Below are 16,358 nucleotides of genomic sequence, written 5' to 3' on the forward strand. Positions count from 1 at the left end.
ACTTTGATGAAAATTCTCTTGCAATTTTGGGCATTGGATGAGATCCAGTAATTCCCGGTGTTATGAAGTACATATCTAGAGGGCAAGATGCCCGCACCACAAGAGTTTTAAATCATGTTTCTTACTAAGATGCAAAGTTAGAGATAGTAAATTTTCTATTTTTATACTTCAATTTACTAACGCCTAAATTAGAGCTAAATTAATTATCGCATATTTATGGAAGCGATAAAAAATGAGAAAGTAATATTCTACTGTCTTTCTAGCATTAATAGCCAACCATAAATTATATTAAATAAATACAGTATCTTTGTCTAGCTTGCTAACTATAACTATGGCATCAACAGCGGTAAATCCTTATTTAGCAGGCAACTTTGCCCCGATAAACACAGAAATCAGCACTGATACCTTGGAAGTAATCGGAGAAATCCCTCCAGAATTATCAGGGATGTTTGTCCGTAATGGTCCAAACCCCCAATGGAGTCCCATTGGTCAATATCACTGGTTTGATGGTGATGGAATGTTACATGGTGTACAAATTAAGGACGGTAAAGCCACTTATCATAATCGCTATGTGAGAACTAGGGGATGGAATATTGAACATGAAGCGGGTAAGGCTATGTGGAGTGGAATTTTAGAACCACCCCAAATGGACAACCCTCACGGACTGTTCAAAAATCGCGCTAATACAGCCCTTGTGTGGCACAATCAACAGCTTTTAGCACTGTGGGAAGGAGGTGCACCCCATCACATCAGCGTTACTGATTTAGCAACTATTGGGGAACATACTTATAATAATAAACTAGTTTCGGCCTTTACTGCCCATCCGAAGGTAGATCCTGTGACTGGGGAAATGATGTTTTTTGGTTACGGTTTTAGACCACCTTATCTACAATATGGCGTAGTTTCTGCCCAAGGGGAGTTGTTAAGAACGATACCTATAGAAATACCCACAGCGGTAATGATGCACGATTTCGCCATTACGGAAAATTATACCATTTTCATGGATTTACCTCTGACTTTTAGTATGGAACGAATGCAGCAGGGAGAACCGATGATGATGTTTGAAAAAGATCGTCCCAGTCGTTTTGGTATAATGCCTCGTCATGGTGACAACAGCAATATTCGCTGGTTTGAATGTCCTCCTTGCTACGTCTTCCATACCCTCAACGCTTACGAAGCTGGAGACGAAGTGGTACTTATTGCTTGTCGCATGAATTCTACTAATGTGCTTGTTTCTGACGATACATACAGTCAGGAAAAAGGAGACATTCCTTATTTACACCGTTGGCGTTTTAACCTTTCTACAGGTGGAGTTACTGAAGAAAAACTAGATGATGTACCTGGAGAATTTCCTCGTGTCAATGAACACTTATTAGGAAGAAAAACTCAATATGGCTATGTAGGAAAAATGGCAGATAGTCAAAATCCCTTATTTTGTGGTGTAATAAAATACGACTTTGAAAGCGGTAAATCCCAAACCCATGAATTTGGTAAAAATCGTTATGGGGGAGAAACTGTATTTGCACCTCATCCTCGTGCTACTACTGAGGATGAAGGATGGTTAGTAACATTTGTTTATGATGAAAATTCCCAAAGGTCGGAACTTGTAGTTATTAATGCCCAAGATGTTACAAGGGAATCTGTAGCGCGGGTAATGATTCCCCAGCGTGTCCCCTACGGATTCCACGGTATTTGGATTTCCTAATTAAGTAGGTTGGGTTTCCTCGTGTCAACCCAACCTACATATAGATAATTTTCCGATTTTTCTCAACTAAATCAGCAAACTTTTTTAACATTTCCCAATATTTTTCACCTGCAACAAAGGATAAATCGTTATGGCCGGCTTTTTCTACCCAAAAAGAAAGTTTTGGAGATGATACAGCCGCAAATAATTTTTCTCCATGACTAAAAGGAATAATTTCATCAGATTTACCATGAATGATCAAAACTGGACATTTTACTTTCTTGATTTTATCGAGATTAGTAAATTTATCAAATGGTAAAAGTGGGACAGGAACAACTACTCGAAAAATCGAAGTAAAGCTACTTTCAACTATTAACCCAGCTACAGGTTTTTTAGATGCTAAATCTACTGCTGAACCACCACCAACGGAACGCCCAAAAACTATAATTTGTTGAGGAGAAATCTTTAAAATTTGGGTTAAATAATTGTAAGCAGTATCAATATCTTGATAAGCAGCTTTTTCTGTAGGAGTTCCTTCACTTGTTCCATAACCGCGATAATCATAAGCAAAGACACTAAAACCCAAATCTCGGATTTTTTCTAATTGTGGTTTTATATATCCCAAATCTTCAGCATTACCATGAGCATAAAGAATGGTATATTTAGCTTGAGAATTTGGTAAATAAATTGCAGAAATATTTTTATTCTCTGCGGTTTTTATCTTGAGAATATCCTGATTATCTTGATAACTAGATGGTTGCGGTAGAAAAATCATGCTGTCAGCGCGGAAATAAACATAGACAGCAAAGAATGCGTAAATAAAAATGAGAGATTTTAACATTCTTTTCCAAGTTAAATCGCCAATAAGCAATTTTTTTAATTGCTGTTTATCCATGATAGAGAAATAATAAATTACGGAGATTTTCGGGTAAATTTCCTAGGTTGGGCTGACGCAAGAAAACCCAACATTATTAATCTTTTTGTTAATTAATCCTTTTGTTGGGTTGCGCTGTTGCTTAACCCAACCTACAATTTTATTAACATCAAATTACATATCTTCTTGATATTTTACTAACAAGTTAGGAATATAATCATATCCGTCAACGCCAATAATGGCAATCATTTTAGGGCGATTTTCTTGTAGTAATAATTGAAATTTGTCTGTACCAATTTGTCCCCTAATAATTGTTAGTAAACTAGCGGGTTGTCGCCATTCATTGGAGGCAATTTGCTCTAAAAGATACATCCCTAAACTACCAGTATAAACTGCTTTTTCATAATTGGCTATAAGATAATTAGCTTCAGCTAAATATGCTAAATTTCTGCCTTGTAAATACAAATCACCAGAAACTTGAGCAGTTCTAAAGGCATTTTCTAAATATTTAATTGCTGTGGGGTATTGTGCGGTGACTAAATAAGCAATTCCTAGACTACTAAAACATAAAGCTTGACTTTGTAAATCGTTTAATTTTTCTGCGAGTTTTAATCCTTGTTCTAAATAGTTAATGGCTGATTCATAAACTTCAAGTTCACTAATTTCTGTTTGCTTGGCTTGCATAACTTCACTATAACCTAAATTTACTAAAGCATTGGCTTCTCCAGTTTTATCTCCTGTTTGTCTGCTGTAAATTAATGCCCTTTGACTATAATTAATGGCTTCACTATAGTTTTGCTGTTGTACATAGGTTCGGCTGAGGTGGTTAAGATTGGCAATTTCACAGGTTTTATCTTCTGCCTTTCTGGCTATTTCTAAGGCTTGTTGGTGAAAATCAAGGGAACGATCATATTTGCCTAAACCTCGCTGGGAATAACCCAATAATGTCAAAATCCGGGCTTTTTCCTGAGTACCTGCTGCTGAACTTAAGGGGGCATCTAAATAATCTAAAGCATCTCGTAAATAACTACCAGAAAATGAGGCAAAAATCCCACCGTAGAGAGGAAAATAAGGACGTTGGGCAAAGGTTCGCAAAATTTGCAGCATGATTTGCGTTGCACTATTACTATATATTATGGCTTGATTTTGAAAACCACTGGCTAATTGACTCCAAATTACGGCAAAGGTTAAAAATGTGGAAATAGATAATTTTGGACCGGCTTTAATATCATAAGCTTGTTGATAGCGAAGCGCTCCGTAGGAATCAAACCAATTAATTAAACCTCTTTGTAAAAGCTGTAAAACTATTGTTAATTCTACCCAATTACTCAAACTAATTTGCTGTTGTTTTTGGGCAAATTCTAAAGCTGATTGTTCTACTGCTAGGGTATGAAAAAATGCTTGGGGAATTTCACTATTGACTATTTTTGCCCAACTTGTCCAAGGGCTATTTTCTCCGGGTACACCCCCAAATCCCAAGGAATTTTTTTGTTCATACATCCAATTCAGTAAATTTGCTTGGATTCTTTGCCAAGAAATTATACCATTATTAATACCGTCAGCAATTTGTTGAAAGTCTTCGTTAGCAGTAGCAAATTGTTGAAGAGATTTAGCTAACTGTTGAAGTTGGGATAAATTTAAAGGATACTTTTGATTAGGATCAGTAGCTCGCCATAAAGCTGTTAATCGCTCATCTGCGGTGGCTGTGGTAATTTCTCGCATAGATAGGGATATCGCTTCAGTGGCTTTATTTTGTTCTTGCCACCGTTGCCATTGAGTTTGAATCGTTTTAGCGGCGCGTAAACTGCGGGTAGCTTTGGCTGTTTTGAGTTCGTCCGTTTCCGAGTCTACCTGAGATTGTATAGCATTGAGGCGATCGCTCAAAACTAATTCAAATACCTCCCCTGTCCCGGAAGTGATACCTTTGAGCAACATTTGATAAACCTGCTCTACAGAGCTAATTTTACCCTTGAGAGTGGTTTCGATAATGTCGTTAATTAAAGCTAGATAATGGTCGCGTAATGGTAAAGAGTCTGACACTTTAGTTAATAGAGAAGATCACAATAATTATCATTGTAGCCATAGCATATAATTATGAGATTGGGGATTAAAAGCAATTGCCACTCCCGGACAAATGGACGGAGATTGTCAAGGGTAGTTAAATCCCTGTCACCGTATTCAGAGAAAATAAATGGGTCGTCATCCCACCTTAACTTTTGATCGTGGTACATTAATTTTACATCCACCACCACGAAGTAAAACTTGGATAGATTATGCAGTTTGGGATGATAGAATCGAAAAGTTTCGGATTCCCGCTATTAGATACCGGTCCTTAGTTGAAGCATTGCAAGTAGAAGCAACGGATTTTATTGATGAAGCTAAGGCTTTTTATCCTGTGGAGTTGGTTGCGAGTTTAGAAATGACTCCCTATCCCCACCAAAATGAGGCGTTAGCGGCTTGGAAACTCGCAGGACGACAGGGGGTAGTTGTATTACCTACGGCGGCGGGAAAGACTTATTTGGCGCAAATGGCGATGCAAGCTACACCGCGCACGACGTTAATTGTCGTACCAACATTGGATTTAATGCACCAGTGGTATGCTCACTTAGTAGCGGCTTTTCCTGATGGGGAAGTAGGTTTACTGGGGGGTGGTTCACGGGATAGAACCGCGATTTTAGTTGCTACCTATGATAGTGCGGCAATTCACGCGGAAAGTCTAGGTAATAAATACGCTTTGATTATTTTTGATGAGTGTCACCATTTACCTACAGGTTTTAATAGAGTAATTGCAGAATATGCGATCGCCCCCTATCGTTTAGGACTTTCTGCTACACCAGAACGCACAGACGGAAAACACGCAGATTTAGATATTCTTATTGGTAAGGAAGTTTATCGCAAATGTGCTGAAGATTTAGCTGGTAAAGCTTTAGCGGCTCATGAAATTGTGCAAATTAAAGTTAAATTATCCCCATTAGAACGAGAAAAATATAGTCAATTAATTCAAACTCGCAATGATTTTTTAAAGCAATCAAAAATATCTTTAGGAAGTTTGCAAGGTTGGCAAATGTTTGTACAAATGAGTGCGCGTTCTCAACCTGGACGTAGAGCGATGTTAGCCCATCGTCAAGCCAAAGAAATCGCTTTAGGAACAGATGGGAAAATTCGGGTACTTGTAGACTTATTAGCTACCCATTATCCCGAAAGAATTTTAATTTTTACTGCTGATAATGCCACAGTTTATCGCATTTCTCAAGACCTATTAATTCCAGCAATTACTCATCAAACACCAGTTAAAGAAAGACATGAAATTTTAACTAAATTCAAGGAAGGTGAATATAATACTTTAGTGGCTTCTAATGTCTTAAATGAAGGTGTGGATGTCCCCGCAGCTACTATTGCCATTATTTTATCAGGAACAGGTTCAACCAGAGAATATATTCAACGTTTAGGGAGAATATTAAGAAAAGGCAACTTAGCAAATAAACAAGCAATTTTATATGAAGTTATAGCCGAAGATACCAGCGAAGAGGGAACTTCAGCCAGACGCAGAGGAGAAAATCATAGCCAAGAAGAAAAACCACAAAAAGCGAATTTACAAGTTATTTATAGTAGTGAAAAGAAAAGAGATTTAAAAGCAGCAGAACAATTAGAAATTAATTATTCAACAGAAAAGAAAGATGTTACCAACAGACCTACTGATACACCGCCAAAACGGCGAAGAGATTATCCCAAAAAGACTGAAACTTGATCAAAAACATTTGAATCTAGCGACGGAATTAATTAGTTTTTTTGAGGAAGCCGTGGGGAAAACTCAAGGATTACTAGAACGTCAGTTAGCAGACTTTGAAGGAGATACAACAGATTACCGCATGAAACGGGGTTTGGCTTATATTCTCAAAAGTAGTTTTTGCACCTTTGAAATAGTTAGTCCCCTCGAACCACCCATGTTAAGAGCAAAAGTATTTGCATTAGCAGCAAAATCCGTTTCTAGTCGAGAAGCAACTGATATTATTTTAAATAAAATTGCTGATGATTTAAGCCAAGAACTCAACCAGGAAATTTTACCTATTCAAATCCGCAATGGACTTTATGCTGATTTATTAGAAAATAAAATTTTAACTGCTTTTGATACTCCTAAACCAGAAGAAGTTTTACATCGTTATAATTTATCTCAAATTCAAGGAGTTTTTTACAAAGCTAGTCAATTAGTATTAAATGCTCATCGTAATGTTCCTGGAGAATATAAACTTTTATTTCGTTATTTAAAGCTATTTCAATTAATGGCTTATATTGAAGGTGATGCCGAGCATGGTTTTACAATTAGTGTAGATGGTCCGACAAGTTTATTTACCCCCAGTACCCGCTATGGTTTAGCCATAGCCAAATTAATTCCCGCTTTACTTCATGTGACAAAATGGAGTTTGTCAGCGACCTTACAAACCCGTGATTTTTACACAAATGAATGGAAAACCGGACGTTTTACCCTTAATTCTGAATGCGGATTAGTCTCTCACTATCCCCCTGGTAAACCCTATGATAGTATGTTGGAGGAATCTTTTGCGAGTAAATGGGATGCCTTAAAGAGTGGTTGGATTTTAGAAAGAGAAGTGGATTTAATTCCTATTCCTGGTAGTGTGATGATTCCTGATTTTCGGCTAGTTCACCCCGACGGGCGGGTGTTTATTTTAGAAATTGTTGGTTATTGGCGACCAGAATATTTACAAAAGAAATTTGCTCAAGTTAGACGGGCAAATTGTGATAATTTGATTTTAGCAATTTCCGAAAGATTGAACTTAGAAAAAGCCGGAATCAAGCTAGACAACTTACCCGCGAGAATAATTTGGTTTAAAGAAAAACTTATACCAAAATCCGTATTAGCCGTCATGGAATGAGTTTATATCTCACCCCAGGACTGGAGCACCTCTGCTTGAAAAAATTCATCAAGAATATTATTTCCCTTTACCAGATTTCAGAGACAACAACATTTCCATTTGCGTCATTGATTGACTAGGACTATTAATAGTCACACCAACACCGCGAATAGAATCAAAAATAGCTGTAGCGTCCGCAGATAAAGGCTGACTTTGAGCCGATAAACGCTCAATTATAGTTTTAGTTTTGTCCATATCTAAATAGAAATAACCACCATTAGGTTTTTGTAGAGAACCCGTGATATTTTTAAAATTATCACTTTGATCAAGTGCTGCACCTTTGCGATCTGCTAGTGTTTCCGCAATGGGTTCACCAATAGCTATAAATACTGTATTATCATTGAGCCAACCATGTGCCACCAAAGCGCCTTGTTGGGGAATTTGCCATTCTGTGACATTTTTACCACCAATGGTTTTTTGAGCGACATTCAGCTGTTGCTGTTTAGCAAAATTATCGAGTTTAGTGAGAGTGGCTTCGGCCGTTTTGCGATCGCTCGTATCCAATACTAACGCACCCCCAAAACCCACCCTAGCTAACAACCCTTGATTAGATTGAATTGCACCTAAGCCAAATTCTCCATTCATCCAACTAAAAATATCTTTATCTAAATCAATTTGCAGGGTTTTTGATTGAGTTCGTGCTTGTTGTATTCCTTGATTTAATTCAGGATAATCTTTAGACTGTTCCACAAAAGTTTGCCAACTTTTACTAATCCCCTGTCCACTGATTAAACTAACTGTTTCACTAGGAAATTGTCCTATTACCTTTCCCGGAGTGGTTTGATATTGAAATTTATTCAATTTCGGATCTAAATTCACAATGGTTTTAAATCTCAATCCCTCATCATCTATTCCCACACTTGCTATAAGTGATTTAACTTGCTTAATTTGTGCCAGAGTTTGTGGGGGTAATTGTTGAGATTGGGGATTGGAAGCCGTTAATTTTTGTACCATATTGGCATAATCAGGCACATAAATTTGCGCTAAACTATTCTTAATATCCACACCCTTGGTAAGAATATCGTATGCACCTTCTTTAGTTGCAAAAGAAGGTTCACCTTTATAGGTATCAATGGCTTTTTCTACAGATTGTTTATTTGATGTTAAAAGTAAATGGTCATTATTTAAAACAGTTGTATATATCGGTTTCCCTTGACCTATAGATTCGATAATTTTTTGACCTTTGTAGTCCGATTCCTGATTTTTGATGTTTTTTTGGTCTTTTAATTTATTGGCAAATTTCAGAGCAGCTATTTTGTCTTTAATACTTACCACTAACAAATAATTTGGGTTTTCGGGTGAGCGAAAGTTATCCTGGGATACTTTTTTTGCATCTGGTGGTAGGGCTGCAATCATTATACCACCAGCCCAAGGCTTGATATCTGCTTCGTAAGAAATCTGAGTATTATTCAACATTTGTTGGTTGAAATTCTCAAACTCTTTTGTCAGTAATTTCCGTGCTTCTGGCGTACCAAACTGCTGTAACTTATTCCAGAACTCAGGATTAGTGTCAATATAAGTTGCCATTAATGCAGTTCCAGGTACTAATTTAGCACTAGTTAAAGGGTTAGAACTAATCGGACTACCTTTGAGATACATATAAACTGCTAGACCTCCTGCTATGATTACAGCAGTACCAATCACAGGAATTAAAAATGATGATTTCTGGTCAGACATTGATAAATGATCCTTATTTGTGTAAATGTTGTAACAGATTTTATGAAATATTTATTGGTGAGTGGGAGAATTTATTGATAATTCATGACAAACAAGTATATTCTAGGGATTCGTTAGTTTAGTAGAGCTAATTTCACAGCATTTACTGATAAAATTCACGTATCATTCAAGAATTTATTCTCGTCTAATATTTGTAGTTGGCTCTAAATAATACTACACCATGTCAGGGCGGAATCCGCAAATGATCTCTTAATTCTTCAAAAAAATAGTCAATTTGTCACCTTCAAGTTATTCTAAAACTATATGGAAAATTAGCGGTATTTGTACTCAATAAAAATTGATCACGGACCAAGATCCTCTTGAACCGAGGCAGAAAAGAGTCCGATATCTGGAGTTTTAAGTGTAACAGTAGTAGCTAAATTAGCTGTATTAATCTGTAGATCAGATAGTGCCGACGCTACCAGGATCAAGCAGTCAAAAGATGTCATACTACGCTACACTTGTTTATTTGCATGACTTACATCCCAGTAAATGTTTTAGGATTATAAGGCTAGTAATAATCAATGTCGCAGTTTTATTTTGATACCGAAAAAACCGGACACAAACGGTTTGAGTTACCAGGGGCAAAACCACACTATAACCCTGACCGTCCTGGACAGGTAGAACATATATTTTTGGATATCAGTTTGGATATTCCTGCCCAAAAGTGCTACGGAAGTTGTAATATTCGTCTATTGCCAGTTCGGAATGGCATTGAGCGCTTGACTTTGGATGCTGTCAATTTGAAGATTGAGGCTGTACAGGTAAACGAAGTTGCAGAAAAGTTTGAATATGATGGAGAACAACTTTGTATTAACCTGTCACAACCAACCGAAATTGGTCATCGCTTGTTAATTGCGATCGCTTACTCTGCTGAAAAACCCCAGCGAGGTATTTACTTTATTCAACCAGACAAACACTACCCCCACAAACCCACCCAGGTCTGGACTCAAGGAGAGGACGAAGATTCTCGCTATTGGTTTCCTTGTTTCGACTACCCCGGTCAATTATCAACCTCAGAAATTCGCGTCCGTGTTCCTCAACCGTTGGTAGCTATCTCCAATGGTGAACTGGTTGACACCATAGCAGAGGCAAAACATACAACCTACCATTGGTCACAGCAACAAGTCCATCCTACTTACTTAATGACTTTGGCTGTTGGTGATTTTGCGGAAATTCGGGACGAGTGGCATGGTAAACCCGTTACCTATTACGTCGAAAAGGGGCGAGAAGCAGATGCTAAACGCAGTATGGGCAAAACTCCCCAAATGATCGAATTCTTGAGCGAAAAGTATGGTTATCCTTACGCTTTCCCCAAATATGCCCAAGTTTGTGTAGATGACTTTATTTTTGGAGGAATGGAAAATACTTCTACCACTCTATTAACTGACCGATGTTTATTGGACGAACGAGCTATATTAGACAACCGTAATACTGAAAGTTTAGTCGTTCACGAACTGGCACACCAATGGTTTGGGGATTTGGTGGTTATTAAACATTGGTCTCACGCTTGGATTAAGGAAGGTATGGCTTCTTATTCTGAGGTAATGTGGACAGAACGGGAATATGGCAACCAAGAAGCCGCATATTACCGATTATCGGAAGCGCGAAGTTATTTTAATGAAGATAGTAGTCGCTACCGTAGACCTATGGTAACTCATGTTTACCGAGAAGCGATCGAACTTTATGACCGCCATATTTATGAAAAGGGATCTTGTGTTTATCACATGATTCGGGCAGAATTGGGAGATGAGTTATTTTGGCAAGCTGTGCAAACTTTTGTCCAGGACAATGCTCACCAAACTGTGGAAACTATAGATTTATTAAGAGCCATTGAAAAAGCCACTGGACGGAATTTAGCTTTCCTTTTTGATCAATATGTCTATCGTGGTGGTCATCCTGACTTTAAGGTAGCTTATTCTTGGGATAATGATGCAAATTTGGCAAAGGTGACTGTCACTCAAACCCAAGCTAAAGCTGAAAGTAAGGATTTATTTAATCTGAAAATTCCCATTGGTTTTGGATACAAGAAAAATCCACAGCTAATAAATTTTACAGTGCGGATACATGAAAAAGAACAAAGTTTTTACTTTCCTTTATCACAAAAACCTGATTTTATTAGTTTTGATGTGGGGAATAATTACTTAAAAACTGTTACTTTAGAATACCCAATTTCTGAATTAAAAGCCCAGTTAGAATTTGATCTCGACCCGATTTCTCGCATTTATGCGGCGGAAGCTTTAGCGAAGAAAGGCGGATTGGAAGCAACTCAAGCTCTCTCCTTAGCTTTGAAAAATGATTCTTTTTGGGGCGTTCGCGTTGAAGTAGTTAAACAATTGGCAGAAGTTCAATTAGATCAAGCCTTTGATGGTTTAGTAGCTGGTTTAAATGATCCTAGCCCCTTTGTGCGTCGAGCGGTGATTGGTGTTTTATCACAAATCAAAACTCATAATAGCTATAAAGCTGTAAAAGGTTTTGTGCAAGATGGAGATGCAAGCTATTATGTAGAAGCTGCCGCTTGTAGAACTGTTGGAGCTATAGCAGCGGCGCATTTAGAAGATAAACCCCATGAAGATAAAGTAATTAAACTGCTAAAATCTGTATTAGAGGAAAGAGCGGGTTGGAATGAAGTTGTTCGCAGTGGGGCTGTAGCTGGTTTATCTGAATTTAAATCTTCGGAAGCAGCTTTAAATTTACTGTTGGAATACACAAAAATAGGTATACCACAACCCTTACGACTCTCCGCAATTCGCGCTTTAGGCAAAATTTCCACTGGTCAAACTCCGGCTAATATAGAAAGGATTTTAGATCGATTATCGGAAATTGCCAGAGAGACTTTCTTTTTAACTCAGGTAGCAGTTTTAACAGCTTTGGGACAAATGGAAACGCCAAAAGCGATTGGTATTTTGCAATCTTTAGCGAATCAAACCGCAGATGGTCGTGTTCGTCGCTACGCTGAGGAAGAAGTTAGTAAGGTGCAAAAGAATATAGGCACAGACAAAACTCTAAAGCAGTTACGAGAGGAACTAGATCAAATTAAACAGCAAAATCAGGAATTGAAAAGCCGTTTGGAAAATCTAGAAGCCAAATCAAAGTAAGTAAGCTGTTAACCAGCTAAATTCTACAATCCTGATGTAGCTAAATCTTGTGGTGCGGGCATCCTGCCCGCTATAATTATGGTTAGGTGGTTATTACTTTAAGTGGTGTAACTTTCTTTTTCTCAATCAGGATCACGAAAATGGCAAAGAATCAACTAAAATTAAACTTGACTCCTTGAGATTCCTAAATATATTACTTTATCTATGAATCAATCTAACTTTCAACGTGCCAATACTCTAAAATCTGCTTATAATGCTTGCACTTTAGGACGATTAGACGGTGAACGAATAGAACAATATTATGTTGATTTATCAGCAGTCCGTAAAATCTCAGGCATTGATCATGTAACTACAATTTTAGAATTTCAAGAAGAAGGAAGTTTCAGCACTATTTTATTTGCTGGATATCGTGGTTGTGGTAAAAGTACCGAATTAAAACGCATTCAAAAAGAATGTGAAAAAAGTTATCATGTTATTTATATAGAAGTAGATGAAGAAACAGATATTAATGATGCTAACTATACAGATTTATATTTAATTGTGATCAAGCAAGTTGAATTTACTTTGCGGAAATTAGGGTTAAAGTTTGATCAAAAGTTATTAAATAATTTTGAAGCATGGTTTAAAGAAATTACAAAAGAAAGTGAAAGTTTAGAAAAATATGCCAGTGTGGAAGCCAGTTTAGAAGATGGTGCACCATTTATTGCAAAATTAATGGTTAAGCTATTGGCGCAAATCAAAGGTTCTGATAAACAAAAGAATACAATTCGCCAAACTTTAGAAAAAGATGTTTCTCGACTCAAGGCAGATATCAATCTATTACTAGATGACGCTTGTGGTAAATTGAGACAAAAATATCCAGACTCTAAGGGTTTATTAATTATTTTTGATAACTTAGATCGTGTTCCCCCGGCGGTTGCAGATCATTTATTTTTTGACTATCCAGCCCAATTACAAGAACTGCACTGTACAATTATTTATACAGTTCCCATTTCTATTCTTTGTTCACCGAAAAAACCTCTAGCTTTACTTGATGGTGAAGTTCACATTATACCAATGGTGAATATATACCAATTTGATCGGAATGGGCGTGATTTAAACTATGATCAAATTGGATTAGATGCCATAGCAAGTTTAATTGAAAAACGAGTAGATGTTGATGCTGTGTTTAATTCCCGTCAGGAATTGCTGGAATTAGCTAAAGCCAGTGGTGGTTATGTGCGTCAACTAATGCAAATGATGCGAACTAGTTGCATACAAGCTAAAATCAAAAATCATAGTAAGATTGAAACTGAAGATATTGTTTATGCTGTCAAAGAACAACAATTTAGTTTTGAAAGATTTATTCCTGAAGAACATTATCCAGTTTTAGCGCAAGTTTATCTGAATAAAAATGTAAGTAAAGATGATATTGGACAGTTAATGCTGTTTAGTACTTCTGTTTTAGTCTACAATGACGATAACCAATGGAATTATCCTAACCCAGTAGTGATGCAAACTGAATTCTTCAAAAAAGCACTGGCAGATATTACAACCTGATTTTGATGCCGAATTGGGGCAATTTATGGCTCTAAATCAAGATATTTTGGCGGAATTATTGACATTTATAGATTTTTCGGAAAAGTTTACTTTGGGATTTATTGAGATTAATTTTTCTCCTCATGGAGAGTTATTAATTGAGGCATTAAAAACAAATTCCCAATGTGAAGAAATTCAATTTGTAATTCTCAAATTTGCTGATCCTAATTTGCGCTTTTTGCGTGATGAAATTATCAAAGAATTGCCAAAAATCGAAAGAGAAGTAAATAAAAAGTTAGTATTAATTATTCAAGGTTTAGAAAAATCTATTGGTGTGTTTGGTGAATATCCACCATTTTTACAAGATTTGAATTTTGTCAGGGATGCTTATAAAAAAACTGTCCCTTATCCTATATTATTTATTTTACCAGATTACGCTATTAACCGTTTAGCTAAATTTGCCCCTGATTTTTGGGCTTGGCGTTCTGGTGTATTTAGATTTAAAACTTTAGAAAAAACTAAAGAAAATGCGATTACTCAAACTTTACAATCTAATATAGAAATTGATAGAGTAGAACCACAGGAAAAGCAAGAAAGAATTGAGATTTTACAAAGTTTATTGATGGAATATAAGCCTACCGGTGAGCAAACGAATGATGGTAATTTACGCAGGTATAGCAATATTTTATTGGAGTTGGGAACAGCTTATATTAGTCAGCATAAACCGAAAACAGCGAGGGAATATTTAGCAGAAGCTTTACAAATTGCGGAAAAATTAGCAGATGTTAATTTTAAACGTCAGGTTTTAAATAAAATTGGTGATGCTTTTGCTGAGGAAAGGGAGTTTGAAACAGCGATTGATCATTATCAACAGGGTTTAGATATTGCGCGGAAATTAAAGAACCGTGATTATGAAGGTTATGCTTTGTTTAAATTAGGTAATGCTTATTTGAATTTACGGCAATTTTTAGAAGCTAGGAACTATTATCAACAGTGTTTAGCAATTGATCAAGAGTTAGATGATCATCGTAAACAAGCCTCAACTTACCACAATTTGGGAATATTAGCCCAAGAAATGCGAGAATATGCCCAAGCACGGGACTTTTATCAACAAGCTTTAGCTATCAAAATCGAATTTGGCGATCGCTTTTCTCAAGCTAGTACCTACCACAATTTGGGAGCAGTAGCCCAAGAAATGCGGGAATATGCTCAAGCACGGGACTTTTATCAACAAGCTTTATCTATCTTTATCGAATTTGGCGATAGATATTCTCAAGCTAGTACCTACCACGAATTGGGAATCGTAGCCCAAGAAATGCGGGAATATGCCCAAGCACGGGACTTTTATCAACAAGCTTTAACTATCTGTATCGAATTTGGCGATCGCTTTTCTCAAGCTAGTACCTACCACCAGTTGGGAAGAGTAGGCGAAGAAATGCGGGAATATGCCCAAGCACGAGACTATTATCAACAAGCTTTATCTATCTGTATCGAATTTGGCGATCGCTTTTCTCAAGCTAGAATCTACCACCATTTGGGAATGGTAGCCCAAGAAATGCGAGAATATGCCCAAGCACGGGACTTTTATCAACAAGCTTTATCTATCAAATTTGGGGATAGATATTCTCAAGCCTCAACTTACCACAATTTAGGCACTCTAGCAGAAGCACAAGAAGATTATACAGAAGCTAGAACAAATTTACAAAAAGCGTTAGAGATATTTATTGAATATAAAGATGAATATTGGGGGAATATTGCGAGGGAGAATTTAGAGAGATTACCAGAGTGATGTTAAAAGATAGAGTTCTCAGATTCATTCATCTTTGTGGGATTAACAGCTATTATTTCCGAGTAACGATATTAAATGTCAGAATGTGAGTTATCCCATGAACAAGCATTGCAGCTACAAGTCTCGCATCATGCACATTAATACCAATAACAGAATAAGTAATAACAAGCCTTTCCCATTCGGAATAAACTGCTTCGGTATCTAAAGCAAGATGAAAAATAGTTTTTAATCTTTGTATTTCTACTTCTGCTTCTATTGCTGTACGTCCTAATCCATTTCTCTCAATGGGACGAGTGTAAACATTCCAAAACTCAATTAAGTTTTGCGGGACACTATGTAATGTTTCGCCCTGACCTAACAATTTATTGATAGCATTGACAGCATCACTATTCATAGGATGAGATAAATCAACGCTACGTAATAATATATTTGTGTCTATAAGATAAGGCATTTAACCCCTGTCACCATAAATACTCTCTCGGCTGATTGCTTCATCAGAAAGGGTTGGTAAATTCAGATTTCTATGACTCTCTACCCATGCTTGAAATGCAGCTATCCGTTTTTCTGGAGTAGCAGTTTCATTAATTGGTCGTTCTTGTTGCGGTTCTACCAATTGCGTTAGTATTCTATCTAAATATGGTTTAATTTCTTCAGGATTACGGTTGGTTATATCAGCCAAAATTTGAGTGATTGTTTCCAAATCCTGCTTATGTGATTCTTGGAAAAAATGCAAAACTTCTGTATTCAT

The 16,358-nt window shown here is 36.9% G+C and carries 11 protein-coding genes; 6 read left to right on the plus strand and 5 right to left on the minus strand.

The window, feature by feature from the left end; genetic code table 11:
* Positions 1-331 precede the first annotated feature (331 nt).
* Positions 332-1,705 carry a carotenoid oxygenase family protein gene (locus H6G44_RS14810; protein ID WP_190387242.1) on the plus strand — a complete coding sequence of 458 codons (1,374 nt, stop codon included), beginning with the start codon at positions 332-334 and terminating at the stop codon, positions 1,703-1,705.
* Between the two features lie 34 nt (positions 1,706-1,739).
* Here H6G44_RS14810 and H6G44_RS14815 read toward each other — a convergent pair whose 3' ends face one another.
* Positions 1,740-2,579 (minus strand): alpha/beta hydrolase, encoded by an 840-nt coding sequence (locus H6G44_RS14815; RefSeq protein WP_190387241.1) that lies wholly within the window; start codon positions 2,577-2,579, stop codon positions 1,740-1,742.
* Positions 2,580-2,732: 153 nt separating this feature from the next.
* Positions 2,733-4,598: a tetratricopeptide repeat protein gene (locus H6G44_RS14820; RefSeq protein WP_190387240.1), complete on the minus strand. Its 1,866-nt coding sequence runs from the start codon at positions 4,596-4,598 to the stop codon at positions 2,733-2,735.
* 151 nt (positions 4,599-4,749) lie between these two features.
* Here H6G44_RS14820 and H6G44_RS14825 point away from each other — a divergent pair, with 151 nt between their 5' ends.
* Positions 4,750-6,306 (plus strand): DEAD/DEAH box helicase, encoded by a 1,557-nt coding sequence (locus H6G44_RS14825; RefSeq protein WP_190387239.1) that lies wholly within the window; start codon positions 4,750-4,752, stop codon positions 6,304-6,306.
* Complete coding sequence (locus tag H6G44_RS14830; protein WP_190387238.1) at positions 6,236-7,450, plus strand: DUF790 family protein; 1,215 nt, start codon at positions 6,236-6,238, stop codon at positions 7,448-7,450. The genes H6G44_RS14825 and H6G44_RS14830 overlap by 71 nt, the downstream gene beginning before the upstream one ends.
* A gap of 57 nt (positions 7,451-7,507) precedes the next feature.
* Here the strand turns inward: H6G44_RS14830 and H6G44_RS14835 are convergent, their stop codons facing one another.
* Positions 7,508-9,166, minus strand: a complete 1,659-nt coding sequence (locus H6G44_RS14835; protein WP_190387237.1) for a DUF3352 domain-containing protein — start codon at positions 9,164-9,166, stop codon at positions 7,508-7,510.
* Between the two features lie 563 nt (positions 9,167-9,729).
* Between H6G44_RS14835 and H6G44_RS14840 the strand changes: the two genes are divergently transcribed.
* The 3 genes from H6G44_RS14840 to H6G44_RS14850 all read left to right on the plus strand — a co-directional run bounded on the left by H6G44_RS14840 (position 9,730) and on the right by H6G44_RS14850 (position 15,610).
* A complete protein-coding gene (locus H6G44_RS14840; RefSeq protein ID WP_190387236.1) occupies positions 9,730-12,303 on the plus strand; it encodes a M1 family metallopeptidase in 2,574 nt (857 codons plus the stop codon).
* Positions 12,304-12,507: 204 nt separating this feature from the next.
* Positions 12,508-13,842 carry an AAA family ATPase gene (locus tag H6G44_RS14845; RefSeq protein ID WP_190387235.1) on the plus strand — a complete coding sequence of 445 codons (1,335 nt, stop codon included), beginning with the start codon at positions 12,508-12,510 and terminating at the stop codon, positions 13,840-13,842.
* Positions 13,843-13,867: 25 nt separating this feature from the next.
* A complete protein-coding gene (locus tag H6G44_RS14850; RefSeq protein ID WP_190387234.1) occupies positions 13,868-15,610 on the plus strand; it encodes a tetratricopeptide repeat protein in 1,743 nt (580 codons plus the stop codon).
* A gap of 52 nt (positions 15,611-15,662) precedes the next feature.
* On the opposite strand, the gene H6G44_RS14855 is transcribed toward H6G44_RS14850, so the two are convergent.
* Positions 15,663-16,061, minus strand: coding sequence for a type II toxin-antitoxin system VapC family toxin (locus tag H6G44_RS14855; protein ID WP_199291837.1), 399 nt, complete (start codon positions 16,059-16,061; stop codon positions 15,663-15,665).
* Positions 16,062-16,358 carry a hypothetical protein gene (locus H6G44_RS14860; RefSeq protein WP_190387233.1) on the minus strand — a complete coding sequence of 99 codons (297 nt, stop codon included), beginning with the start codon at positions 16,356-16,358 and terminating at the stop codon, positions 16,062-16,064.

Origin of the sequence: Aphanizomenon flos-aquae FACHB-1287 (genome assembly GCF_014698755.1) — a bacterium.
GTDB classification, from domain to species: domain Bacteria; phylum Cyanobacteriota; class Cyanobacteriia; order Cyanobacteriales; family Nostocaceae; genus Dolichospermum; species Dolichospermum flosaquae.

What these genes read in the sequence shown, in the direction of transcription:
- H6G44_RS14810 (WP_190387242.1), top strand. Translation starts at nt 332, where the DNA reads ATGGCATCAACAGCGGTAAATCCTTATTTAGCAGGCAACTTTGCCCCG.
- H6G44_RS14815 (WP_190387241.1), bottom strand. Translation starts at nt 2,579, where the DNA reads ATGGATAAACAGCAATTAAAAAAATTGCTTATTGGCGATTTAACTTGG.
- H6G44_RS14825 (WP_190387239.1), top strand. Translation starts at nt 4,750, where the DNA reads ATGGGTCGTCATCCCACCTTAACTTTTGATCGTGGTACATTAATTTTA.
- H6G44_RS14830 (WP_190387238.1), top strand. Translation starts at nt 6,236, where the DNA reads ATGTTACCAACAGACCTACTGATACACCGCCAAAACGGCGAAGAGATT.
- H6G44_RS14835 (WP_190387237.1), bottom strand. Translation starts at nt 9,166, where the DNA reads ATGTCTGACCAGAAATCATCATTTTTAATTCCTGTGATTGGTACTGCT.
- H6G44_RS14840 (WP_190387236.1), top strand. Translation starts at nt 9,730, where the DNA reads ATGTCGCAGTTTTATTTTGATACCGAAAAAACCGGACACAAACGGTTT.
- H6G44_RS14845 (WP_190387235.1), top strand. Translation starts at nt 12,508, where the DNA reads ATGAATCAATCTAACTTTCAACGTGCCAATACTCTAAAATCTGCTTAT.
- H6G44_RS14850 (WP_190387234.1), top strand. Translation starts at nt 13,868, where the DNA reads ATGGCTCTAAATCAAGATATTTTGGCGGAATTATTGACATTTATAGAT.
- H6G44_RS14855 (WP_199291837.1), bottom strand. Translation starts at nt 16,061, where the DNA reads ATGCCTTATCTTATAGACACAAATATATTATTACGTAGCGTTGATTTA.
- H6G44_RS14860 (WP_190387233.1), bottom strand. Translation starts at nt 16,358, where the DNA reads ATGAATACAGAAGTTTTGCATTTTTTCCAAGAATCACATAAGCAGGAT.